Annotated in this window: 24 protein-coding genes and 1 riboswitch; of the genes, 17 read left to right on the forward strand and 7 right to left on the reverse strand. The window is 74.0% G+C overall.

Annotation, left to right across the window (positions count from 1 at the left end; genetic code table 11):
- Window positions 1-39 precede the first annotated feature (39 nt).
- Window positions 40-1062: a M48 family metallopeptidase gene (locus ACIQMJ_RS15135; RefSeq protein ID WP_499761555.1), complete on the forward strand. Its 1023-nt coding sequence runs from the start codon at window positions 40-42 to the stop codon at window positions 1060-1062.
- Window positions 1063-1134: 72 nt separating this feature from the next.
- On the forward strand, window positions 1135-1890 hold the full coding sequence (locus ACIQMJ_RS15140) for a S1 family peptidase (RefSeq protein WP_499761556.1): 756 nt from the start codon (window positions 1135-1137) through the stop codon (window positions 1888-1890).
- A 57-nt stretch (window positions 1891-1947) separates the two neighbouring features.
- Here ACIQMJ_RS15140 and ACIQMJ_RS15145 read toward each other — a convergent pair whose 3' ends face one another.
- Entirely contained in the window at window positions 1948-2556 is a 609-nt protein-coding gene (locus ACIQMJ_RS15145) for a LysE family translocator (protein ID WP_499761557.1), read from the reverse strand.
- Window positions 2557-2732: 176 nt separating this feature from the next.
- Between ACIQMJ_RS15145 and ACIQMJ_RS15150 the strand changes: the two genes are divergently transcribed.
- On the forward strand, window positions 2733-3452 hold the full coding sequence (locus ACIQMJ_RS15150) for a S1 family peptidase (protein ID WP_499761558.1): 720 nt from the start codon (window positions 2733-2735) through the stop codon (window positions 3450-3452).
- A 20-nt stretch (window positions 3453-3472) separates the two neighbouring features.
- Window positions 3473-3931 (forward strand): GNAT family N-acetyltransferase, encoded by a 459-nt coding sequence (locus ACIQMJ_RS15155; RefSeq protein ID WP_499761559.1) that lies wholly within the window; start codon window positions 3473-3475, stop codon window positions 3929-3931.
- Here ACIQMJ_RS15155 and ACIQMJ_RS15160 read toward each other — a convergent pair.
- Entirely contained in the window at window positions 3885-5063 is a 1179-nt protein-coding gene (locus ACIQMJ_RS15160) for an 8-amino-7-oxononanoate synthase (protein WP_499761560.1), read from the reverse strand. The two genes, ACIQMJ_RS15155 and ACIQMJ_RS15160, sit on opposite strands and share 47 nt — an antisense overlap.
- Before the next feature lie 36 nt (window positions 5064-5099).
- Between ACIQMJ_RS15160 and ACIQMJ_RS15165 the strand changes: the two genes are divergently transcribed.
- A complete protein-coding gene (locus ACIQMJ_RS15165) occupies window positions 5100-6332 on the forward strand; it encodes a cytochrome P450 (RefSeq protein WP_499761561.1) in 1233 nt (410 codons plus the stop codon).
- Here the strand turns inward: ACIQMJ_RS15165 and ACIQMJ_RS15170 are convergent.
- Window positions 6252-7151, reverse strand: coding sequence for a quinone oxidoreductase family protein (locus ACIQMJ_RS15170; protein WP_499761562.1), 900 nt, complete (start codon window positions 7149-7151; stop codon window positions 6252-6254). The genes ACIQMJ_RS15165 and ACIQMJ_RS15170 overlap by 81 nt on opposite strands.
- Before the next feature lie 97 nt (window positions 7152-7248).
- Between ACIQMJ_RS15170 and ACIQMJ_RS15175 the strand changes: the two genes are divergently transcribed.
- The 10 genes from ACIQMJ_RS15175 (at window position 7249) to cobA (ending at window position 17810) form a co-directional block, all read left to right on the forward strand.
- Complete coding sequence (locus ACIQMJ_RS15175; RefSeq protein ID WP_499761563.1) at window positions 7249-7806, forward strand: TetR/AcrR family transcriptional regulator; 558 nt, start codon at window positions 7249-7251, stop codon at window positions 7804-7806.
- 136 nt (window positions 7807-7942) lie between these two features.
- Window positions 7943-8013: riboswitch (cobalamin riboswitch) on the forward strand.
- A gap of 57 nt (window positions 8014-8070) precedes the next feature.
- Window positions 8071-10014 carry a putative cobaltochelatase gene (locus tag ACIQMJ_RS15180; protein WP_499761564.1) on the forward strand — a complete coding sequence of 648 codons (1944 nt, stop codon included), beginning with the start codon at window positions 8071-8073 and terminating at the stop codon, window positions 10012-10014.
- A gap of 10 nt (window positions 10015-10024) precedes the next feature.
- The gene (gene cobO, locus ACIQMJ_RS15185) at window positions 10025-10639 is read left to right on the forward strand and encodes a cob(I)yrinic acid a,c-diamide adenosyltransferase (RefSeq protein ID WP_499761565.1); all 615 of its coding nucleotides are present in this window, start codon (window positions 10025-10027) and stop codon (window positions 10637-10639) included.
- Window positions 10636-12009, forward strand: a complete 1374-nt coding sequence (locus ACIQMJ_RS15190) for a cobyrinic acid a,c-diamide synthase CobB (protein WP_499761566.1) — start codon at window positions 10636-10638, stop codon at window positions 12007-12009. Before cobO ends, ACIQMJ_RS15190 begins: the two co-directional genes overlap by 4 nt.
- 65 nt (window positions 12010-12074) lie before the next feature.
- Complete coding sequence (locus ACIQMJ_RS15195; RefSeq protein ID WP_499761567.1) at window positions 12075-13148, forward strand: cobalt-precorrin-4/precorrin-4 C(11)-methyltransferase; 1074 nt, start codon at window positions 12075-12077, stop codon at window positions 13146-13148.
- 1 nt (window position 13149) lies between these two features.
- Window positions 13150-13992 (forward strand): bifunctional cobalt-precorrin-7 (C(5))-methyltransferase/cobalt-precorrin-6B (C(15))-methyltransferase, encoded by an 843-nt coding sequence (locus ACIQMJ_RS15200; protein WP_499761568.1) that lies wholly within the window; start codon window positions 13150-13152, stop codon window positions 13990-13992.
- Window positions 13989-15248 carry a cobalamin biosynthesis protein gene (locus ACIQMJ_RS15205; protein WP_499761569.1) on the forward strand — a complete coding sequence of 420 codons (1260 nt, stop codon included), beginning with the start codon at window positions 13989-13991 and terminating at the stop codon, window positions 15246-15248. The genes ACIQMJ_RS15200 and ACIQMJ_RS15205 overlap by 4 nt, the downstream gene beginning before the upstream one ends.
- A 99-nt stretch (window positions 15249-15347) precedes the next feature.
- On the forward strand, window positions 15348-16139 hold the full coding sequence (locus ACIQMJ_RS15210; protein ID WP_499761570.1) for a S1 family peptidase: 792 nt from the start codon (window positions 15348-15350) through the stop codon (window positions 16137-16139).
- A 71-nt stretch (window positions 16140-16210) separates the two neighbouring features.
- Complete coding sequence (locus tag ACIQMJ_RS15215) at window positions 16211-16477, forward strand: hypothetical protein (RefSeq protein ID WP_499761571.1); 267 nt, start codon at window positions 16211-16213, stop codon at window positions 16475-16477.
- Window positions 16478-16592: 115 nt separating this feature from the next.
- A complete protein-coding gene (gene cobA / locus ACIQMJ_RS15220) occupies window positions 16593-17810 on the forward strand; it encodes a uroporphyrinogen-III C-methyltransferase (RefSeq protein ID WP_499761572.1) in 1218 nt (405 codons plus the stop codon).
- Here cobA and ACIQMJ_RS15225 read toward each other — a convergent pair.
- Window positions 17755-18696 (reverse strand): hypothetical protein, encoded by a 942-nt coding sequence (locus ACIQMJ_RS15225; protein ID WP_499761573.1) that lies wholly within the window; start codon window positions 18694-18696, stop codon window positions 17755-17757. The genes cobA and ACIQMJ_RS15225 overlap by 56 nt on opposite strands.
- 80 nt (window positions 18697-18776) lie before the next feature.
- On the opposite strand from ACIQMJ_RS15225, the gene ACIQMJ_RS15230 reads away from it, so the two are divergent.
- Window positions 18777-19658: an ArsR/SmtB family transcription factor gene (locus ACIQMJ_RS15230; RefSeq protein WP_499761574.1), complete on the forward strand. Its 882-nt coding sequence runs from the start codon at window positions 18777-18779 to the stop codon at window positions 19656-19658.
- A 33-nt stretch (window positions 19659-19691) separates the two neighbouring features.
- Here ACIQMJ_RS15230 and ACIQMJ_RS15235 read toward each other — a convergent pair whose 3' ends face one another.
- On the reverse strand, window positions 19692-20147 hold the full coding sequence (locus tag ACIQMJ_RS15235; protein ID WP_499761575.1) for a winged helix-turn-helix transcriptional regulator: 456 nt from the start codon (window positions 20145-20147) through the stop codon (window positions 19692-19694).
- Between the two features lie 82 nt (window positions 20148-20229).
- Between ACIQMJ_RS15235 and ACIQMJ_RS15240 the strand changes: the two genes are divergently transcribed.
- Window positions 20230-21246: an epoxyqueuosine reductase gene (locus ACIQMJ_RS15240; RefSeq protein ID WP_499761576.1), complete on the forward strand. Its 1017-nt coding sequence runs from the start codon at window positions 20230-20232 to the stop codon at window positions 21244-21246.
- A 64-nt stretch (window positions 21247-21310) separates the two neighbouring features.
- Here ACIQMJ_RS15240 and ACIQMJ_RS15245 read toward each other — a convergent pair whose 3' ends face one another.
- Window positions 21311-22789 (reverse strand): DEAD/DEAH box helicase, encoded by a 1479-nt coding sequence (locus ACIQMJ_RS15245; protein ID WP_499761577.1) that lies wholly within the window; start codon window positions 22787-22789, stop codon window positions 21311-21313.
- Between the two features lie 186 nt (window positions 22790-22975).
- The gene (locus ACIQMJ_RS15250) at window positions 22976-23467 is read right to left on the reverse strand and encodes an HXXEE domain-containing protein (protein ID WP_499761578.1); all 492 of its coding nucleotides are present in this window, start codon (window positions 23465-23467) and stop codon (window positions 22976-22978) included.
- Window positions 23468-23480: the final 13 nt, after the last annotated feature.

The following is a 23480-nucleotide window of genomic DNA, read 5'->3' on the forward strand; positions in this document are numbered from 1 at the left end:
GGGGACAGGCGGGGCTCGGGTCGTGGCACTGTGGGAGGCATGAGCAGCGAGGAGATCGAACGGTCGAGCGCGCGTGTGCGGTTCCCCGGCATCAGCCCGCGGGCGTACGAGCACCCGGTCGACCGGGGGGCGTTGGCGGTCTTGCGCGCGGTGCCGGGCATCGGCCCGGTCCTGCAGGCGGTGGCGGGCGCGTTCACCGAGCGCGGTGAGCGGTTGGGGTACCTGGCGTCGAGCATCCGGGTCGGCCCGAAGCAGTACCCGGAGCTGGACCGGCTCCGGTTGGAGGCGGCGGCGACGCTGGACGTCGACCCGGTGCCCGAGCTGTTCGTCAAGCGCGACCCGGTGCCCAACGCGATGACGCTGGGCATCGACAAGCCGTTCATCGTGCTCACGACGGGCCTGATCGAGCTGCTGGACGCGGAGGGCCTGCGGTTCGCCATCGGGCACGAGATGGGGCACGTGCTGTCCGGGCACGCGCTGTACCAGACGATCCTGCAGCGGCTGATGCAGTTGCAGTACGGCCTGGGCTGGATGCCGGGCGGCTACTGGGCGATCACCGCGATCATCGCGGCGCTGCGCGAGTGGTACCGCAAGACCGAGCTGTCCTGCGACCGCGCGGGCCTGCTGTGCGTGCAGGACCCGTCGGCCGCGCTGCGGGTGCACGTGGCCATGGCGGGCGGCATGGACCTCAGCGAGGTCGACACGGCCGAGTTCCTCAAGCAGGCCAAGGAGTACGAGCAGGTCGAGGACGTGCGCGACAGCGTGCTCAAGCTGATCCGCACGTGGCCGCTGACGCACCCGATGGCCGTGGTCCGCGCCGCGGAGCTGCAGAAGTGGGCGGCGGACGAGGAGTACCGGGCGATCCTGACCGGCGCGTACGCGCGGCGCGAGGACGACCGGCCGACCAGCTCGTTCACCGAGGACATCAAGTCGGCGGCCCGGTCGTACAAGGAGTCCGCGGCCCAGTCCGAGGACCCGCTGATGAAGGTGGTCAACGAGGTCGGCGACGTGCTGGTGGGTGCGGCGGGCAAGGTGCGCGACAAGTTCACCGGGGCGAACTAGTCCGCTTGGCCCAGCGGACTGGGCTGTTCTGGCTAACCTCCTCCTGACGCCTTTGATCAGGAGGAGGGGCCGATGCGGCTAGCCGCGTTGTTGATGACGTTGTTGATGGCCTTCGCGGGCACCGCCACGGCGGCGGACGTGGACGTGCGCGTGGTGGGCGGTGAGCGGGTGTCGCTCGCGGACCACCCGTGGGTGGTCTACGTGACCGACGCGAGCGGCAACCAGTTCTGCGGCGGCACGCTGGTCGCGCCGACCAAGGTGGTCACCGCCGCCCACTGCGCGACCATGCGGACGCCGCGCAACACGCGGGTGGTGCTGGGGCGCGAGGACCGCCAGAGCGCGGCGGGCGTGGTCGCCCGGCTCACCGACATCTGGGTGCACCCGGACTACGTGAGCGCCGACCAGGGCTCGGACGTCGCCGTGCTGACGTTGCGCGACGCGGTGGGCTACACGCCGCTGCCGCTGGCGGAGCCGACCGACGAGGTGCTGTACGAGCCGGGCACCAGCGGCCTGGTGCTGGGTTGGGGCCGGACCAGCGAGCAGGGCTCGTCGTCGCGGTACCTGATGGGCGCGACGGTGCCGGTGATGGACGACGGGCACTGCGAGAACGCCTACCCCCAGTTCGACCCGGAGGAGATGACCTGCGCCGGTTACCCGGAGGGCGGCGTGGACACCTGCCAGGGCGACTCGGGCGGCCCGTTCGTGGCTGGCGGGAAGCTGATCGGCGTCACCTCATGGGGTGAAGGGTGCGCCCGTGCGGGCAAGCCCGGCGTCTACAGCGAGATCAAGAGGTACGCCGACGCGATCGAGGCGCAGCTGCGGGTCTGACCGGGCGGCGTGCGGGCCCTCGGGTCGCGGGGGCCCGCACGCCGGCTTGTGGTCGGCCTACAGCACGAGCCCGATCGACATCGTCAGGAACACCGCCGCGCACACCGCGTCCAGCGCCGTGGTCACGCCGGGCCGCCGCAGCGATCCCGCGACGCGCGCCGCGGCCACCACGATGGTCAGCTCCCACAGCGCGGCCAGCCCGAGGAACACCGCGGCGAGCATCCCGAGCTGGAACGCGGGGTCGCCCGCGCCGATGAACTGCGGCAGGAACGCCAGCGAGAACAGCAGCATCTTGGGGTTGGTGATGTTGGTCAGGAACCCCTGCCGGAACGGCCGGGTCGCGGCGACCGGCGCCACCTCGCCGCCCGCGCGCCGCAGCAGCCCGCGGGTGATCGTCACGGCCAGGTAGAGCAGGTACGCCGCGCCGATCCAGCGCAGCCCGGTCAGCACGGCGGGGTAGCGGGCGATGACCACGCCCAGGCCGGAGATGACCAGCGCGACCTGGACGAAGGCCGCGGTGTGGATGCCCGCGAGCGCGAGCAGCCCGGCGCGGGTGCCGGACCGCATCGAGGTGCGCAGCAGGAGGAAGGCGTCAACGCCCGGGGTGAGCACGACCACCGCGCAGGCGATCAGGAACGCGGGTAGCTGGGTGAAGTCCAGGTGCATGGAAACCTCCCTCATGTTCCGGACAGACCTCCGTGATCTGTCTCACTGGCCGTCGAATCTTCGGCGCTGCAGCACTCTAACAACAGATTTTCCGGATCTCATACCCCGCTCTCCCGCTCCTGGGCGTTCCGCTACCTTCGGTGCCCGTTCGACCACATGTCGTAGAGGGGTGGTCCATGCGCATCAGCGCGCCGATCTTCGCCGTTCTCGTGCTGGTCCTGTCCGCGCTGCCCGCCGACGCGGTCGTGGGCGGGCGGGAAGCGCCGCCCACGCCGTGGGCGGTCGCGCTGTTCGACGGCGGCACGTTCTTCTGCGGCGGCGCGCTGATCGCGCCGGACAAGGTGGTCACGGCCGCCCACTGCACGCTCTCCCGCAGCGCGCTGGGCACCCGTGACCGACGCCCGGCCGACCTGACCGTCGTCGCCGGTCGCGCCGACCTGGACACCGCGGAGGGTCGGGTGGTGCAGGTCGCCGCGCTGTGGCGGCACCCGGCGTTCACCGGGGTGTCCGCGGGTGACGACGTGGCCACGCTCACCCTGGCCGCCCCGCTGCCGTACCGGCCGGTCCGCGTCGCGGACGCCGCGTCGGGCCTGGCCAAGGTCTATGGCTGGGGCCGGACCGGCGAGCTGGACGCGCCGAGCCGGCGGCTGCTGGAGGTGGACGTGCCGATCCGGTCGGACGCCGAGTGCGCCGCCGACGTGCCCGACTACCGGCCGGGGGGCATGCTGTGCGCGGGCTACCCGGAGGGCGGCAAGGACGCCTGCGAGGGCGACTCGGGCGGGCCGCTCACCGTGGCGGGCGAGCTGGTCGGCGTCGTGTCCTACGGTCGCGGCTGCGCCCGGCCCGGCCAACCCGGCGTCTACACGCGGCTGAGCCGGTACCGGGACGAGATCTGAGACTGTGGTACCACAGTGGGGTGCGCTCACACCCCTACCCGGCGACGCTGCGCCGGCAGTGGTCGGCCGACCTGACGCCCGACCAGCTCTACGCCGTGCTCAAGCTGCGCTCGGACGTGTTCGTCGTCGAGCAGAACTGCGTCTACCCGGAACTGGACGGGCGTGACCTGGAACCGGGCACCCGGCACTTCTGGCTGGACGCCGACGACGCACCCGGCCCGCAGGCTTACCTGAGGCTGCTGGAGGAGCCCGGTGGCACGTTCCGCATCGGCCGGGTCTGCACGGCCCGCGCCGCCCGGGGCCGCGGGTACAGCCGCCGGTTGATGGAGGCGGCGCTGGCTGAGGTGGGGTCGGTGGCGTGCGTGCTGGACGCGCAGACCTACGTGGCCGACTTCTACGCGTCGTTCGGGTTCGAGCCGCAGGGCGCGGAGTTCATCGAGGACGGGATACCGCACCTGCGGATGCGCCGGTCTCCGTGATCACCCGCACGGCCCGCTCGACGTCGCCCTCGGACAGGTCGGCGCGGGCGGTGAGGCGCAGCCGGGAGATCCGGTCGGGCACCGACGGCGGCCGGAAGCAGCCGACGACCACGCCCTGGGCCCGGCACGCCTCGGCCCACTCGAACGCCGCTTCGGGCGACGGCGCCTGCACGGACACGACGGCCGCGGTCGGCGAGCTGACCCGCAGGCCCTTCTCCTTCAGCCGGAACGCCAGGTCCTGGGCGACGTCCAGGGCCCGCGCGGGCCGGTCCGGCTCTTCGCGCAGCACCTTCAGCGCGGCCAGCGCCGCCGCCGCGCTGGCCGGCGCGAGCCCGGTGTCGAAGATGAACGTGCGCGCGGTGTCGACCAGGTGCTTGATCACCCGGCTCGGCCCGAGCACCGCGCCGCCCTGCGCGCCCAGCGACTTCGACAGCGTCACGGTGGTCACCACGTCGGGCGCCTTGGCCAGCCCGGCCGCGTGCACCGCGCCGCGCCCGCCCTCGCCGAGCACGCCGAGGCCGTGCGCGTCGTCCACGACCAGCGCCGCGTCGTGCTCGCGGCAGGCGGCGGCCAGCTCGGCCAGCGGCGCGAGGTCGCCGTCCACGGAGAACACCGAGTCGGTCACCACCAGCGCCCGCCGCTTGCCGCGCGTGGCCAGCGCGTGGGTGACCTGGCCGACGTCGCAGTGCCCGGCGACCACGACGTCCGCCTTGGACAGCCGGGTGCCGTCGATCAGGGACGCGTGGATGTGCTGGTCGGCGACGATCGCCGTGCCGGGACCGGACAACGCGGTCAGCGCGCCCAGGTTCGCCGCGTAGCCGGAGGAGAACACCAGCGCCGACTGCGCGCCGCAGAAGTTCGCGAGCTCGTACTCCAGCTCGGTGTGCAGCTCGGTGGAACCGGTGACCAGCCGCGACCCGGTCGAACCCGCGCCCCAGCGCAGCGAGGCCGCGGCGGCGGCGCCGGTCACCCGCTTGTCGCGGGCCAGGCCGAGGTAGTCGTTCGACGCCAGGTCGAGGTCGGTCGAGTCGGCCGGTCGCGGTCGGACCCGGCGGGCCAGGCCCGCCTTCGCGCGGGCTTCGGCACGCGTGTCGATCCAGTCGAACACCGAGTCACCTGTGCGCACACTCACGCCGGCAGTGTCGCATCCGACGGCTACCGTGCCGGCGTGGACCTCTTCCAGCCGGAGCCTGCCGACCTGCGCTCGTTGCGCGAGGACGCGCCGGTCCACCGCGACGAGCGCACCGGGATGTGGCTGGTCAGCCGGTACGACGACGTGCGCGCCGTGCTGGCCGACCCGCGCCGCTTCCACCCGGACAACGCGTTGACCGCGGTGGTCCCGATCGCCGGGCCGGTGCTGCGGGTCCTGGCCCGCGCCGGGTTCTCGCTGCCGCCGACGCTGGCCAACAACGGCACCACTACGCACGCCGACCTGCGGCGGCTGGTGGCCCGGTTCCTCACCCCGGCGCGGGTGGCGGCGGTGGGGCCGCGGATCGCGGAGCTGGTCGCCGAGCGGCTGGACGGGGTGAGCGGACGCGTCGACCTGCACCCGGCGCTGGCCCGGGACCTGCCCGCGATCGTGCTGCTGGAGGTCATGGGCATCCGGGACGTGGACGTCGACGCGCTCAAGGCGTGGAGCACGGCGTCGCTGGAGCTGTTCTGGGGTGACGTCACGCCCGAGCGGCAGCACGAGCTGGCCCGGCCCGCCGCCGCGTTCCACCAGTGGCTGACGGCCCGGATCAAGGCCGCCGACCCGGCCGGCGACGACCTGTTCGCCGCGCTGCGCGCGCAGGGCGTGCCGATCCGGGACGCGGCGGGGCTGTGCTACTTCCTGCTGATCGCGGGGCAGGAGACGACGACCCAGCTGCTGTGCGCGGCGTTCCACGCCGTGCTGCGCGAGGACGGGCTGTGGTCGCGGCTGGGCGATCCGGGCGTGGCCGCGGCGTGCGTCGAAGAGGTGCTGCGGCGCGACCCGCCGGTGAGCACGTGGCGGCGGGTCACCGCCGAGCCGGTCACGCTGTCCGGGGTGGCGGTCCCGGCGGGCGCGCCGCTGCTGCTGATGCTGGCGGGCAGCGGCTCGGACCCGGAGGCGTTCGCCGAGCCCGAGCGGTTCTGCCCGGCCCGGCCGAACGCCCGCAAGCACCTGGCGTTCGGCTTCGGCCGGCACTTCTGCCTCGGCGCCGGCCTGGCCCGGCTGGAGGCGGAGGTGGTGCTGCGGGAGACCGCGCGCCGGTTCCCGCGCCTGCGCCTGGCCTCGACCGCCCGGCCGCCGATGCTGGGCCTGCTGTCGTTCCGCGCGCCGTTGAGCGTGGAGGTCGAGCTAGGGGACCAGCACGACCTTGCCGGTGGTGGCGCGGCTCTCCAGCAGTTCGTGGGCGCGGGCGGCGTCAGCCAGCGGTAGCGCCTCGCCCAGCACCGGGCGCAGCCCGAGCGTGAACGCCCGCCGCACGTTGTCCGGCGTGGTGGGGATGCCGAACCCGAGCAGCGCGACGCCCTTGCGGAACACGTCCGCCGCCGTGACGTCCAGCGGTCGGCCGCCGGCGAAGCCGAACACGGCCATCCTGCCCACCCCGTCGCGCAGCAGCTCGAACGACTGCCTGCCGATCGCGCCGCCGACCGAGGAGAACGCCACGTCGACCGGCTCGACCAGGGACGGCCAGTCCGCTTCGCCGTAGTCGACCACCTCGTGCGCGCCCAGCTCCCTGGCCAGTTCGAGCTTCCGCTCCCCTCGGGCCGCGGCCACGACGGTCGCGCCCACGCGTGCCGCGACCTGCACGAGCAGGCTGCCCACGCCACCGGCCGCCGCCTCGACCAGCGCCCGCTCGCCCGCGCCGAGCCGGACCGCGTCCACCGCCGCGAACGCCGTCGCGCCCTGGAGGTACAGGGCCAGCGCCTCGTGGTCGGACAGGTCGTCGGGTACCTCGACGGCGTCCTCGGGCAGCACGGCCAGCTCGGCGTAGCCCTCGCCCAGCGCGAACCCGATCAGCCGCCGGCCGTCCGCGGTGACGCCGACCACCTCGCCGCCGAGCGCGCCGGGTGCGAGGTCGTACCAGGGCAGCACGTCGGTGACCCGGCCCGACCGGATGAGCGTCTCGCCGTAGTTCACGCCGATCGCCGTGACGCGGACCAGCACCTCGCCCGGACCCGGGACCGGGTCGGGCACCTCCTCGACCCCGAGCACGTCCGCCGGGCCGAACTCGTGGAACCGCACCGCTCGCACAACGCCTCCCGTGATTTCAAGCGGACCGCCGGTCCGCTTCCTCTCGGCTACCATACGGACTGCCGGTCCACTTTTGTCAAGGTCGAGGAGGTCGGCGATGCGGAAGGACGCCGAGCGCAACCGCGCCGCGATCCTGGCCACCGCCTCGCGCCTGATCGCCGAGCACGGGCCCGACGGTTTCTCGATGGAGGACGTCGCCGCCGCCGCGGGGGTGGGCAAGGGCACGGTGTTCCGCCGGTTCGGCGACCGCGACGGGCTCGTGCGCGCCGTCGTGGACGAGACGTCCGAGGCTTGGCGGGCCGAGTCCGAGGCGCTGCTGGAAGCGTCGGCGGTCCCGGCCGAGGAGCGGGTGATCACGTTCGTGGCCACCCTGTTCGACCACGTGCTGGCCGCGCTGCCCCTGGTGACCGCGCTGGAGCGGGTGTCCTCGCGCAGCATCGCCTGCGACTCGAACTCCGACCTCACCCACCGGCGCCTGGTGGCGCTGATCACCCGGGTCCGGCCGGGCGCGGACGCCGAGTACCTGGCCCACGCCCTGCTGGCCCAGCTCCGCGCCGACGTGCTGCACCACCTGGTCCACCAGTGCGGTCTCGGCGTGCCCCGGGTCCGCGCCGGCGTGCTCTCGCTGGCGCGGGACGTGCTGGCGGGCAGGTAGGTGGCCACGCCGCGCCGGTCGTCGGAACCGGGCCGGGGAACGGCACGGGATCGCCGGTGTGATCGTCCTCGCCCGCCCGGCGCTTGGACCACGCCCCCGGAAGTGCGACGATGCCCAGGCTGTAGAGGGGGTGCGCGAGGAAGCCGGTGCGAATCCGGCACGGTCCCGCCACTGTGACCGGACCGAGGAGCCGGGAGTCAGGAACTCGACCCCCGACTCATCGACCGGACACGGGCGTGGACACCCGAGGAAGGACACCGCCGCATGGGCGCGCGTTTCCCCTTTTCCGCTGTCGTCGGCCACGACGACCTCCGCACGGCTCTGCTGCTCAACGCCGTGCACCCCGGTATCGGCGGGGTGCTCGTCCGAGGGGAGAAGGGCACCGCGAAGTCGACCGTGGTCCGCGCGCTCGCCGCGCTGCTCCCCGGGTTGGACGTGGTGCCCGGCTGCCGGTTCGGCTGCGACCCGGCCGTGCCGACCGACTGCCCCGACGGGCCGCACGGCCACGCCGCCGAACGCCGTCCCGCGCGGCTGGTCGAGCTGCCGGTCGGCGCGACCGAGGACCGGCTGATCGGCTCGCTCGACCTGGAGCGCGCGTTGACCGAGGGCGTGCGCGCCTACCAGCCGGGCCTGCTGGCCGCCGCGCACCGGGGCGTGCTGTACGTGGACGAGGTGAACCTCCTGCACGACCACCTCGTGGACCTGCTGCTCGACGCCGCCGCCATGGGCCGCGCGCACGTCGAGCGCGAAGGCGTGTCCGTCTCGCACGCCGCGTCGTTCCTCCTGGTGGGCACCATGAACCCGGAGGAGGGCGAGTTGCGCCCGCAGCTGCTGGACCGCTTCGGCCTCACTGTCGCGGTGCGCGCGTCGCGGGACGTGCCGACGCGCACCGAGGTCGTGCGGCGGCGCCTGGCCTACGAGGCCGACCCCGAGGGGTTCGCCGCCCGCTGGGCCGAGGCCGACCAGGAGCTGGCCCGGCGGATCGTGGCCGCGCGCGAGCGGCTGGGGGACGTGGTGCTGCCGGACGCCGAGCTGCGCCGCATCGCCGCGATCTGCGCCGCGTTCGAGGTGGACGGGATGCGCGCGGACCTCGTGGTGGCCCGCACCGCGACCGCGCACGCCGCCTGGCGCGGAGCCGCCGAGGTGGCCGAGGAGGACGTGGAGGCGGCCGTGCGGCTGGCGTTGCCGCACCGCAAGCGCCGTGACCCGTTCGACGAGCCGGGCTTGGAGGAGGAGCAGCTGGAGGACGCGCTCCAGCAAGGCGCGGAAGCCGCCCAGGACGGCGAGCCCGAGGGTCCGGACGACGACGGTGGCGGCTCGTCGCTGCCCGACGAACCGTCGGAGTCCACATCGGACGGTGCCGGTGCCGGCGGTGGCTCGGCCGAGCGGTCGCACGCGCCCGCCCCCGCGTTCCGCGCCCGGTTGTTGCAGGTGCCGGGCGTCGGCGAAGGCGCGCCGGGCAAGCGGTCGCGAGCCCGCGCCCGCACCGGGCGGGTGGTCCGACCGTCCACAGTGGACGGAACGGGCCTGCACCTGGTCGGCACGCTCGCCGCCGCGGCCCCGCACCAGGCCGCCCGGGGCCGCAGCGGCCCCGGTCTGCGGTTGCGCGGTGAGGATTTGCGGCTCTCCGTGCGGGAGGGCAAGGAGGGCAACCTCGTGCTGTTCGTGGTCGACGCGTCCGGCTCGATGGCCGCCCGGCAGCGGATGTCCGCGGTCAGCGGCGCGGTGGTCTCCCTGCTCCGCGACGCCTACCAGCGGCGGGACAAGGTCGGCGTGGTCACGTTCCGCGGCCGTGAGGCGCAGGTCGCCCTGCCGCCGACGAACTCGGTGGACGCCGCGGCGGCCCGGCTGCGCTCCCTGCGCACCGGCGGCCGCACGCCGCTGGCCGACGGCCTGCTGCGCGCCCACCGGGTGCTGGCCGCCGAACGCGTCCGCGACCCGCGCCGCCGACCGCTGCTCGTGCTGCTCACCGACGGCCGCGCCACGGCCACCGGCACGGGCGGCGACCCGCTGCGCGACGCGTTGCGCGCCGCGGGCCTGCTGGCCGCCGACCGGGTCGCGTCGGTCGTGGTCGACTGCGAGCACGGACCGGTCCGGCTCGGCCTGGCCGCACGGGTGGCGGGCGCGCTGGACGCGGCGTGCGTGCGCTTGGAGGAACTGTCCGCAGACCAGGTGGCCGGCGTCGTGCGCGCGGCCCGAGCCGCGTAGGAGCGCCGAGATGCCCCAAGGTCAACCTTCCGTCGTGCCCACCGACGGCCTCACCACCCGGCAGCGCCGCAACCGACCGCTGGTCGTGCTGCACACCGGTGAGATGAAGGGCAAGTCCACCGCCGCGTTCGGCCTCGCGCTGCGCGGGTGGAACCAGGGCTGGTCCATCGGCGTCTTCCAGTTCGTGAAGTCGGCCAAGTGGAAGGTCGGCGAGGAGTCGGCGTTCCGCGCGCTGGGCCGCCTGCACGAGCAGACCGGCGAAGGCGGCCCCGTCGAGTGGCACAAGATGGGCGAGGGCTGGTCCTGGACCCGCAAGCAGGGCACCGAGGACGACCACGCCGCCGCCGCGCGCGAGGGCTGGCAGGAGATCCGCCGCCGGCTGGCCGCCGAGCGGCACGGCCTGTACGTGCTGGACGAGTTCACCTACCCGCTGCACTGGGGCTGGATCGACGTGGACGAGGTGGTCGAGGCGCTGACCGCCCGGCCCGGCCACCAGCACGTCGTCATCACCGGCAGGCACGCGCCGGACCGGCTCGTCGAGGCCGCCGACCTGGTGGTCGAGATGACCAAGGTCAAGCACCCGATGGACGCGGGCCAGAAGGGGCAGAAGGGGATCGAGTGGTGAACCGGCTGGTGGTCGCCGCGCCCGCGTCGGGCAGCGGCAAGACCACCGTGGCCACCGGCCTGATGGCGGCGCTGCGGCGCGCGGGCGACAAGGTCGCGCCGTTCAAGGTGGGCCCCGACTACATCGATCCCGGCTACCACTCGGTGGCCACCGGCCGGCCGGGCCGCAACCTCGACCCCGTCATGGTCGGCGAGCACCGGGTGGCGTCGTTGTTCGCGCACGGCGCCCGCGGCTGCGACCTGGCCGTGGTGGAAGGCGTGATGGGCCTGTTCGACGGGCGGGTGGACACCGAGGGCGTCGGGTCCACCGCGCACGTCGCCAAGCTGCTGTCCGCGCCCGTGCTGTTCGTGGTCGACGCGCGGGGCCAGAGCCGCAGCCTCGCCGCCCTGCTGCACGGCTTCCGGGGTTACGACCCGACCGTGCGGCTCGGTGGCGTGGTGCTCAACCAGGTCGGCTCCGCCCGGCACGAGCACGTGCTGCGCGGCGCGTGCGCCGAGGTCGGCCTGGAAGTGCTCGGCGTGCTGCCGCGCGACGACCGGTTCGCCCTGCCGTCCCGGCACCTCGGCCTGGTCACGGCGGCCGAGCACGGACCGGCCGCCACCGCCGCCGTGTCCGCCATCGCCGACGCCGTCGCGCGCCACGTCGACCTGGACGCCGTGCGCCGCCTCGCCGCCGAAGCGCCCGCGATGGCCGTGCCCACCTGGGACCCGCGCGCCGAGGTCGAGCCGGTCGGCGGCACGCCGACGATCGCGGTCGCGGGCGGCGCGGCGTTCACGTTCGGCTACGCCGAGCAGGTCGAGCTGCTCGACGCCGCGGGTGCGGAGGTCGTCGTGGTCGACCCGCTGCGCGACGAGACACTGCCCGACGGCACGACCGGCCTCGTGCTGCCCGGCGGGTTCCCCGAGCAGCACGCCGCCGAGCTGTCCGCCAACGAGGGGCTGCGCGCCGCCGTCGCCGCCCTCGCCCGCGGCGGCGCGCCGGTGCACGCCGAGTGCGGCGGCCTGCTGTACCTGGCGAACTCCCTCGACGGCGCGCCGATGTGCGGGGTGATCGACGCCGACGGCGCGATGACGCCCCGGCTCACCCTCGGCTACCGCGACGCCGTCGCGCCGCAGGACTCGGTGCTGGCCCGCGCGGGCTCCCGGATCACCGGGCACGAGTTCCACCGCACCGCGCTGAGCGTGCCGCACGGCGCGAAACCGGCCTGGCAGTGGCGCGGCCACGACCTGCGCCCGGTGGCCGAGGGATTCGTCCTCGGCCGGGTGCACGCGTCGTACCTGCACACCCACCCGGCGTCCGCGCCGGAGGCCGTGACCCGCTTCGTGCGGGCCTGCGCGAGCGAGTCCGTGCGCTCCGAGGCCACTCGTTAGTGGATCGCGCTCGCGCGGTACGGTCCTTGCCCACCAAGCCGAACACGTCGTGGGGAGCAGTTGTGATGACTGGTCGGGTCTCCTTCGTGGGCGCCGGTCCCGGCGCCGCCGATCTCATCACCGTGCGCGGCGCGAAGCGGATAGCCGAGGCCGACGTCGTGCTGTGGGCCCCGAGCGTGATCGAGGCGGAGTGCGTGCGCGAGCACGCCCGCCCCGACGCCGAGCTGGTCGACTTCTCCCGCGTCACCGACATCGACGTGGTCGAGGTGTACCGGCGCGCGTCGGTGAGCAAGCTCAAGGTCGTGCGGCTGCACGCGGGCGACCCGTCGCTGTGGGGCGGGTTGCGCGACCAGCAGGACGCGTGCCGCCGCCTCGGCCTGGAGACCGACGTCGTGCCGGGCGTGTCGCAGGTGTCCGCCGCGGCGGCGGCCGTCGGCCGGGAGCTGACCACTTCGGACGTCGCGCAGTCGGTGCTGCTGGTCGGGCCCGAGACCGCCGAGCACGTCGAGGAGTTCGCCGCGCACGGCACCACGATGGCGATCTCCGCGTCCGGCGCCCGTGCCGGTTTGCTGGTCGAACGGCTGCGCGCGGGCGGTTACGCCGATGAGACGCCGGTCGTGGTGGCGTACAAGGTTTCCCTGCCCGACGAGACGGTCGCGCAGACCACCGTGGGCGAGCTGGAGGCGTGCGTGAAGGAGCACAAGCTCTACCGCACCACGCTGTTCCTGGTCGGCGAGGTGCTGGCGCAGCCCGCGTCCCGCCGCCGCGTCGCCGTGGTCGAGGGCGACGAGCCGGTGCGCCGACCGCGGCCCTCGAAGTGGGTCAAGCGGGCGAGCCGGCCGGTGGTGAAGTCGGCGGGCGAGTCGCCGTCGGCGGCGGCGTGGTCGGCGGTGCACGACTGGCAGGAGACGGCGCGCACCAAGCGCTCGGCGGCGAGGCCGAAGCCCGAACCGGTCGGCGAGCCGATGCTGCACCTCGTCACGGACGCGCCCGAGCAGTCGGCGGACGACGAGGCCAAGCCGAAGGCCAAGCCCGTGGTGGCCGCCGCCGCGAAGCGCAACCCCGCCACCGTGCAGGCGAGCACGACCCCGCGCAAGCAGTCCGGGACGCGGGCCAAGAAGAACAAGCGCGTGAACTGACATGGACGTCGTCGCGCTGCACCGCTTCGTCGAGCAAACCGGTCGTTCCTGGGACGACGTCACCGTGGTGGACGCCGGGGCGCTCGGCCTGCGGCACGCGGTGAACGTGTGCCGGGCCCGGCCCGCCGTCGTCGTCTCCGGCGCCGACCCGGCCGAGCTGGCCCGGGACCTGGCCGGCTGGCGCCGTTCCCTGGTGGTCGCCTCGGCCGCCGGGCTGTCCACTGTGGACCCGGCGGACGCGGTCGCGCGCCGGTGGTCCGAGCCCGGCGCGATCCTGTGCCTGGCCGAGCAGAACTTCGCGCCGACCGGCGAGGGCTGGGCCCTGCCCGACGGCGACTTCGCCCAGCGCGACGGCATGATCGCCGTCGCCGAGGTGCGGGCGCTGGTGCTGGCCCGGCTCGCGCCGCGCCCCGGCGTGCTGGTGTGGGACGTCGGCGCGGGCCCCGGCGCGATCGGCGTCGAGTGCGCCCGGCTCGGCGCGGCCGTCGTCGCGGTGGAACGCGACCCGGTGCAGTGCGTGCGGATCATCGCCAACGCCTCCGCGCACGGCGTGGACGTGCGCGTGGTCGAGGCGGAGCTGGGCGAGGCGGGCGAGCTGCCCCGGCCCGACGCGGTGTTCGTCGGCGGCGGTGGCGCGGACGTGGTGCGGCAGAGCGTGCGGTCCGGCGCGCGGCGGGTCGTGGTGGCGACCCCCGACCTGGACCGCGTGCTGCCCGCCCGGGACGCGTTGCTGGAGGCCGGGTACGAGGTCGAGGGCAGCCAGGTGTCCGCCGCGCGGCTCACCGGCGGCACGCTGCTGGCCACCAACCCGGTGACCGTGCTGTGGGGGGTGAAGAAGGCGTGATCGGCGTGTTCGCCGCCGGTGAGCGCGGGCGGCGGGCCGCGGTCGAGCTGGCCGGCTTCCTCGGCCCGGACGCGGTCGTGCCGGACGGGCCGATCGGGCCCGCGCTGCGCGCGTTGTGGCCCCGGCTGGGCTCGGCGGTGTTCTTCCTCGGCACGGAACCGACCGTGCGGCTGGTCGCGCCGCTGCTGCGCGACGAACGGGCCGACCCGGGCGTGGTGTGCGTCGACGGCGGGTTCGCCGTGGCGCTGCTCGGCGGCGCGGACGCCCTGGCCGAACGGGTCGCCGACGTGCTCGGCGCGCAGGCCGTGGCCACGTCGGCGTCGGCGGGTTCGCCGCTGGACGAGCTGGTCGAGCTGCTGGACGCCACGGTCGAGGGCGACCTGGCCGCGTGCGGCGAGGCGGTGCGGCTGGGCGAACCCGTGCTGCTGGCCAACCCGCTCGGCTTCCCGCTGCCCGCGCTGCCGGACAACGTCGTCGGGTCCGGGCACGACACCGCGTGGACCGTGCTGGTGGACGACCGCGTGCCCAAGGGTCCGGTGGACGACCGCGTGGTGCGGGTCGTGCCGCGCACGCTCGTCGTGGGCGTCGGGTCGAGCACCGGCGTGTCGGCCTCGGCGGTGTCGGCCGCGTTGGCGCAGCTGGAGGAGAAGCGCGGGCTCGACCTGCGTGCGGTCCGGGCGTTCGCCACGCTCGACCGCAAGGTCGTCGAGCAGGGCATCGCCGACGCGCTGGAGGACTGGGGCTTCTGGCACGACTCGACCACCGCGCCGCTGCTGGCCTACCCCGGCGAGGAGCTGGCCGTGATCCCCGTGCCGAACCCGGCGGAGCTGGCCATCGGCATCCCCAGCGTGGCCGAGGCGGCGGCGTTGCGCGGCGCGATGGAGCTGTCGGCCGGCGGCCGGGTGGAGATCGCGGCGGAGAAGGTGAAGGGCGAGGGCGTGACCGTCGCCGCCGCCCGGGTCCTGCCGCGCGGCCGGCTCGCGCTGGTCGGCCTCGGACCCGGTGACGCGGACGAGCGCACGCCGCGCGCCGAGGCCGAGCTGAGGCGGGCGTCGGTCGTGGTCGGCCGCGCCGAGTGCGTCGACCAGGTGCGGCACCTGTTGCGGCCGGGCACGCGGGTCGCCGCCGACGGCGCGGTGCGGCTGGCCGAGGCGGGCGCGGCCGTGGCCTTCGTGGAGGCCGGTGCCGGGCCGGTTGTTTCCGGGCCGATTCGGGCGGATGTCGTCCGCGTGACCGGAGTCACTCGTCAACTGTGAAGTTCCGACGGACCGTCGAAAGGCGGTTGTCGCTTTCGTCGTCTTGGTCCTAGCTGGAGGAGCGCCCGCACAGGGCGTCCCCGCACCGGAAGGATCGACATGGCGAAAACCCTGCGTCGCCTGCTCACCGTCCTGGCCGCGACCGTGGCCGCGGTCGGTCTGATGACCACCGCGCCCGCCTCGGCCGAGCCCTCGTCCGACACCGGCGTGTCGCCGTTCATCGTGGGCGGCTCCCGCGTGTCCACCAGCACCTACCCGTGGGTGGTGTACCTGGCCACCAGCACCGGCGGCCAGTTCTGCGGCGGCACGCTCGTCAAGGCCAACAAGGTCGTCACGGCCGCGCACTGCGTCAGCGGGCGCAGCGCGTCGAGCACCCGCGTGGTGCACGGCCGCGACGACAAGCAGAGCACGGCCGGCACCGTGGCCACGGTGAGCTCCATCTGGGTGCACCCCAGCTACCGGACCGCCAGCTCGGGCTACGACGTCGCGGTGCTGACCCTCGGCACCAGCATCAACTCCACGTACCTGCCGCTGGCCACCCCGAACGACACCGCCCTGTACGCGGCCGGCACCAGCGCCCGCATCTACGGCTGGGGCACCACGTCCTCCGGCGGCTCGGCGTCGCGGTACCTGCTCGGCGCGACCGTGCCGGTCACGTCCGACTCGACCTGCCGCACGGCCTACTCCAACTACAGCCCGACCTCGATGGTGTGCGCCGGCTACCCGCAGGGCGGCACCGACACCTGCCAGGGCGACTCGGGCGGCCCGCTGGTCGCGGGCGGCAAGCTGATCGGCGCCACCTCGTTCGGCCGCGGCTGCGCGCTCGCGGGCTACCCGGGCGTGTACGCGCGGATCGCCTCGTACTACTCCGTGATCACCGCGCAGCTGTAACCACCCGCGACGTGCCCACGACCGGGTGTCTTGCCGGTCGTGGGCACGTCCGGCGTGTTCGATCCCGGACCATGCGCCAACTACTCGTGATGCTGGTCCTGCTCCTCGCCGCCCCCGGCGTGGCGGCCGCGGCCGAAGGGCTGCACTCGTGCTCCGCGGCGGTCGACGGCAAGTCCGCGATCGGACGCTGCGAGGGCCGCGGCTCGTTCCGCCTGGTCGCCTCCTGCGAGGACGGCACGACCGTCGACAGCTCGTGGCTCTCCATCAGCAACGGCACCGGCACCACCAAGGTCCGCTGCCGCTCGGCCGCCGCGAACGCCTGGATCGAACAGCGGTAGCGCCGGGACGGGGCCGGCCGGAGTTCGGGCGGCGGCCTCGCCACCACCGTCGAGGTTCCCGTGATGTGAAGCACCCGGGTTGGACAGGACATGTCTGGTGTGGATGCTTCTACCCATGCACGGTGAACAGCACTACCTCGTGGGCCTGGACCTGACCGGCCGGCGGGTCGTCGTCGTGGGCGGCGGCACGGTCGCGCAGCGCAGGCTGCCCAGGCTGGTCGCGGCGGGCGCCAGGGTGGAGGTGATCTCGCCCGACGTGACCCCGGCGGTCCAGGGCATCGTCGACGGCGGCGAGGCCGTCTGGCACGCCCGCGAGTACGCCGACGGCGACCTCGACGGCGCCTGGTACGTGCTGGCCTGCACCTCCTCACCCGAGGTCAACGCGCGGATCACGGCCGACGCCGAGGAGCGCCGCGTGTTCTGCGTGCGCGCCGACGTGGCCGTGAAGGGCACCGCCGTGACGCCGGCGGTCGGCGAGCACGACGGCCTGCTCGTCGGCGTCCTCGCCGGCGGGCAGCACCGCCGCTCCGCCGGGGTGCGCGACGGCCTGCTCACCGCGTTGCGCGACGGCTCGATCGCCGACCACCACGACCAGCCCGCGGGCGTCGCCCTCGTCGGCGGCGGACCGGGCGACCCCGACCTGATCACCGTGCGCGGTCGCAGGCTCCTGGCCAGGGCGGACGTCGTGGTCGCCGACCGGCTCGCCCCCCGCGAGCTGCTGGACGAGCTGCCGCCGCACGTCGAGGTCGTGGACGCGGCCAAGATCCCGTACGGGCGCGCCGCGACGCAGGACTTCATCAACACCACGCTCGTCGACCACGCCAAGGCGGGCCGGTTCGTGGTCCGCCTCAAGGGCGGCGACCCGTACGTGTTCGGCCGGGGCTTCGAGGAGCTGATCGCGTGCGCCGAGGCGGGCGTGCCGGTCACCGTCGTGCCCGGCGTGACCAGCGCGTTCGGCGTGCCGGCCCTGGCCGACGTGCCGGTGACGCACCGGGGTGTCGCGCACGAGGTCGTGGTCGTGTCGGGGCACGTCGCGCCCGACGACGAGCGGTCCCTGGTCGACTGGTCGGCGTTGGCGCGGCTGTCCGGCACGGTCGTGATCCTCATGGGGGTGGAGCGGGCGGCGGCGTTCGCGCGAGCCCTCATGACGGGCCGGCCGGGCGACACCGCGGTCTCGGTGATCCAGGAGGGCGGCACCCGCACGCAGAAGGTCGTGCGGTCCACGCTCGCCTCGCTGGCCGACGACATCGCCGAGCACGGCATCCGCCCGCCCGCGATCATCGTTGTGGGACCGGTTGCCGCGCTGGCGGCGGAACTGCCCTTCCGCTCCTGAGCACCAGGCCCGCCCCGGCGGCGACGACCACCACCAGCCCGCCCAGGGCTGCCCACGTCGTGCCGCCGGGGTGGACCAGCGGCTCACCGCGCAACGCCTGCCAGACCAGCAGGGCGAACAGCCCGCTGTACCCCAGCGCGGCCACCGCCACCAGCCGCGTGCGCACCCGTTCCGCCGGCCCCAGCGCCGCCAGGCCCAGCACCAGCAGCACCATGACCTGCAACCCGTGCATCCCGAAGAAGTGCGGCACCCGCAGGTCCCCGCCGGTCGTGCTCCACCCCGTGAGCGGCATGCCCGGCCCGCCGTCGGCCACGCCGACGCTGTGCCCGCCCACCAGCTCGACCTCGCGCCCACCGGCGTCGACCGCCGCGACGGGCTCGTGCGGCCCCACCATCAGGTACCCCGACGCCATGCCCAGGATCGCCAGGTAGAGCCCGCTGCGCACGGCCGACCGCACGTCCGGCCGCGCGAACCGCTGGAACGACAGCACCAGCGCCAGCACCACGTTGGTCAGGAACATCGCCGGGATCGCCGTGCCGAAGGTCACCTGCACGAACTGGTTCAGCGGGTCGTCGGAGCTGTTGTAGTGCGTGAACATGCCCCGCCCGGCCTGCACGGCGATGAGCCCGACCTCCACGAACATGATCACCGCGATCACCGTCGCCGCCCCGGCCGTCCACCTCCGCGCGCGGTGCGGCAGGGACAGCATCCACGACAGCGTCGCCGAGTAGACCGCCAACGACACGGCGAACTTGAACGGTTTGGCCCACACCGACGCGCCCTGGATCACCCTCCCGTCGAGCACCATCGCCACCGCGCACCCCACCGCGCCCACCGCCATCACCACGGCCAACCACAGGGTGGGCCGGTGCCAGGTCTTCGTCATGTCGCACAGCCTCGCCCGGTGCCCGCTCAAGATCACTGGTGCCGGCCGGACCATGCGAGGTAGGGCAGGCCACCGTCCGGATGGGACAATGGTCGCGGGAGGACGTCGTGGCGGTGTGGGTGCGGCTCGCCGGTGTGGGACTGGCCAGGCTGAGGTTCGCCTACTCCCCGGTGTTCGAGACCGTGATGGCCGTCGACGGCCTGCGCACCCCCGGCACCCACGCCGTCCACCTGCCCTGGGTGCGCTGGGCCCGGGAACGCCTCGACGGCATCCCCGACCTGGACCGCTTGCTGTCCCGGCTGGAAGGCCCGCGGAAACCCGCCGACCTGATGCCCGTCCCGGACGTCCGCATGCCCGACCTGGACACCGAACTGCGCCGCGTCCCGGAACCGGAGGCCACCACCCTCCGCCACTGCCACGACCGCCTCATCGCACCCCACTGGAAGCGCATCACTGCAGTCCTGGAAGCGGATATCGCCACCCGCGCCGCCACCCTGGCGGACAAGGGCGTCGAAGCCGTCTTCCACGACCTCCACCCGGAAGTCACCTGGTCCGACGGCGAACTGGTCCTGCACCGCAAACCGGAGCACCGCGTCGACCTGACCGAACACGGCCTCGTGCTGTGCCCCAGCGCCTTCTGCTGGCCGAAGGCGTGGATCGCCCTGGACCCGGTGGGCCAGGGCGTCCTGCGCTACCCCGCCCGCGGCATCGCCACCCTCTGGGAAGACCGCGAGACCCCCCAGGGCCTGGCCGCCCTGATCGGCCGCACCCGCGCGCACCTGCTCACCCTGCTCGAAGCCCCGAAGAGCACCACCGACCTGGCCACCGCCCTGGGCGTCACCGCCGGCGCGGTCTCCCAGCACATCGCCGTCCTGCGCGCCGCCCGCCTGGTCACCACCCGCCGCGAGGGCCGCCACGTGCTCCACATGCGCACCACCCGCGCCGACACCCTCATCACCTGACTCCCGAAACCTCCACCCGGCCCCGACCCGCCCCTACACCCCGGCCCCACCGCCGAGCCGCAACCCCAACTCCTTCCCCGCCTCCACCACGTGCCCGTGCTCGCACACCGGCACCAGCGACACCTTCCCCCCGCACCCCACGTGCTCCGGCTCCACCGGCGGCGGCCCGTCGGCCAAGTGCTTGTCGCCCCAAGCCATCAACGACATCAACACCGGCCACAGCTCGCGCCCCGCAGCCGTCAACGCGTACTCGTGCCGCTGCCGCGCCCCGAACTCCCGGTACGCGACCCGCTCCAGCAACCCGGCGTCCACCAACGACGACAGCCGACTGCTGAGCACGTTCCGCGCCACCCCCAGGTGCTCGCGCAGGTCCTCGAACCGCCGCACCCCGTTCGACACGTCCCGCACGATCTGCAACGACCACCGCTCACCGAGCAGCACCAACGCCCGCGCGATCGAACACCGGTCGTTCTCGATGACGACTCCCATGCCCCGACCCTACCGCAGGGTTGCCGAAGAAAACTCAGCCAAGCTAAGTTCAGCTGAGCAACTCAGCCTCTAGGGGAGCACGATGCGAATCGAAGACCACCCGACCGTGCGCCAGGTCCGGAAGGCCAACCCCAGCCCCGCCACCCCGAAACCCCCGCCCACCACCGCCTGGCTGCGCGACCTGGCCCACCGGGCAGGCGCCGACGACGTCGGCTTCGTCCCCGTGGACCTCCCGGAGCTGGCCGTCGACCGCGACCACGCCCGAACCGCCCTCCCCGGCGCCCGCACCTACATCGCGTTCTGCGTCCGGATGAACCGCGACAACGTCCGCAGCCCCCTGCGCAGCATCGCCAACACCGAGTTCCACCACACCCTGGACGACGCGGACGCGGTCGGTCACCGCCTCGCCAAAGCCCTCCAGCAGGCCGGCCACCGGGCCGTGCACCCGGCCTCCGCCTTCCCCCAGGAGATGGACGACTTCCCCGGCCGCGGCTGGGTGATCTCGCACAAGCTCGTCGCGCAGGCAGCCGGTCTGGGCCGGATCGGCATCCACCGCAACCTGATCCACCCGAAGTTCGGCAACTTCATCCTCCTCGGCACCGTCGTGGTGGACTTCGAGGTGGACGAGCACTCGACGCCGACCGACTTCAACCCGTGCCTGGAGTGCAAGCTGTGCGTGGCGGCGTGCCCGGTCGGCGCGATCTCCAAGGACGGCGCCTTCAACTTCCTCGACTGCTACACCCACAACTACCGCGAGTTCATGAGCGGCTTCACCGACTGGGTGGAGAACGTCGCCGACAGCACCGACCGCGAGGACTACCGCCGGCGCGTGTCGCCGGCGGAGTCGGCGTCGATGTGGCAGAGCCTGGCGTTCCGCCCGAACTACAAGGCGGCCTACTGCATGGCCGCGTGCCCGGCGGGGGAGGACGTCATCGGCCCGTTCCTCGACGACCGCAAGGGCTTCCTCGCCGAGGTCGTCAAACCCCTCCAGGACAAGGAAGAACCGGTCTACGTCGTCCCCGGCTCCCCCGCGGAGGCCCACGTCCGCAAACGCTTCCCCCACAAGACCGTCCGCCAGGTGTCCAACGGCCTCTCCTGACTTCGCCGCGCACGACAGCGGCACCCCGCCCAACCGGGCGGGGTGCCGCTGTCACATCGGAGAACTAGTGCTGCGCCACCCGACGCGGACGGCCGGCGCCGCTCCGGTCGCGGTCGGAACGGCCACCGCGGAACCCGCCGAAGCCACCCCCGGCGCCGCCGCCACTGCGACGAGGCCCACCGCCACCGCCGCCACGACGGGCACGCACCGGAACCTCCGGCTCGACCACGGGGATGCCGCTCGGCACGCGAGCGCCCGTGATGCGGACCAGCTCCTCGTCACCGGGGCGGACCTTGGTCGACGTCGGCCGGACGCCCGCCCGCGCGGTCAGGCCCTGCACGGTGCGCCGCTGGTCGTGCGTGACCAGGGTGACGACCGTGCCGGACTGCCCGGCGCGCGCCGTGCGACCGGCGCGGTGCAGGTAGTCCTTCGGGTCGGCCGGCGGGTCGACGTGCACCACTAGGCTCACGTCGTCCACGTGGATGCCGCGCGCCGCCACGTCGGTGGCGATCAGCACCGGCATGGTGCCCTCGCGGAACTGGCTCAGCACGCGCGTGCGGGCGCTCTGCGCCTTGCCGCCGTGCAACGCACCCGCGTGCACGCCCATCGACCGCAGCTTCTTGGCCAACCGGTCCACGTGGTGCTTGGTGCGCACGAACATGATCGTGCGGCCCTCGCGCGCGGCGACCTCGGTGACCACGTTCTGCTTGTCCTCGGCGGACACGAACAGCAGGTGGTGGTCCATGGTGGTGACGCTGCCGGTGGGCGGCGAGACCGAGTGGACCACGGGGTCGTGCAGGTACTGGCGGACCAGCTTGTCCACGTCGCCGTCCAGCGTCGCGGAGAACAGCAGGCGCTGGCCGTTCTGCGGGGTCAGGTCGAGGATGGCCCGGACCTGCGGCATGAAGCCCATGTCCGCCATCTGGTCGGCCTCGTCCAACGCGGTGAACATGACCTCGGAGAGGTCGGCCGTGCCCTGGCGCACGTGGTCGGACAGCCGACCGGGCGTGGCGATCAGCAGGTCGACGCCGCGGCGCAGCGCGTCGACCTGGCGCGGGAACGACGTGCCGCCGACGACCGTGCGGCACCACAGGCCCAGCGACCGGGCGAACGGGCTGAGGGCTTCCTCGACCTGCATCGCCAGCTCGCGGGTGGGCACGAGCACGAGCGCGCGCGGCTTGAGCGGCTTGGCCCGACCACCGGTCAGGCGGGACAGCAGCGCCAGGCCGAACGCCAGCGTCTTGCCGGAGCCGGTCTGGCCGCGACCGAGGAGGTCACGACCCGCCATGGCGTCCGGCAGCGTGGCGGCCTGGATCGGGAACGGATCGGTGATGCCCGCCTGCTCGAGCGCGCGGAGCAGCTCGTCGGACAGGCCCAGCTCGGCGAACGAGGGCAGCGGGCCCTCGGGCATGGTGCTCTCGACGTGTTCGGGGATGGTGGTCGTCAGCTCCACGCTGGGAGCGGGACGACGGTTGCCCTGGCCTGGGCGCCTGTTGCTGCGGGGCTTGCGGAACTGCGGGCGCTCGGAACGGCCTTGGGACATTGTCGGCAAAACAAACCTCCGGGACACGGCACGTCTCGAGGATTGCTCTGCTTGAGCAGGCGCGATCGCGGGGACGGGCCCGGCGCGCGGATCGCGCCGATAGTGGTTGGGAAGCACCACCGGCCACTCTGGCGGCCTGGGGCACTCTGTGGCGCCACCGGGCGGTGCACCACTCAGTCTAGCCGATCACCGGCCGTGGTTCGTCATCCCGGCGGTGTTCTCGCGCACACGGGTGGCGGAACGGGCGATCCAGTGCGCCGCGCCGACGATCACCGGGAACCACAAAAGCGCACGTGGGGAGGGGTGTACGGCAACCCCTGCCCGCTTGAGCCGACGGAGTGCCCACCAACTGAACGGAGCAACGACGATCGGCGCGGTGACGACCCCGGGCGTGTAGCCGCGGCACACCGCGCTGCTCGCCACGTGCGTGACGGCGTGCAGCCCGAAGCCGGTCAGCACCGTCTGGAAGAGCTTCGACTTCCCGCAGGTGCGGGCGCCGTCCGCGGCTGCCGCGGCCACCACCGCCCCGACCAGTCCGATGGCGATCGCGGCTTCGGGTGTCGTGGTCGTCGGCACGTGCTTGTGGGCTCGCGTCCAGCGAGCCATGGTCGCCAGCTCTTCGAGGTCGTGCACGACCCACGCGGCGAGCAACCCCCAGGTGACCTTCTTGCTGACCATGTATTTACGTTAC

The sequence above is a fragment of the Actinosynnema sp. NPDC091369 genome, assembly GCF_044757065.1.
In the GTDB taxonomy this organism is placed as follows: Bacteria; Actinomycetota; Actinomycetes; order Mycobacteriales; family Pseudonocardiaceae; genus Actinosynnema.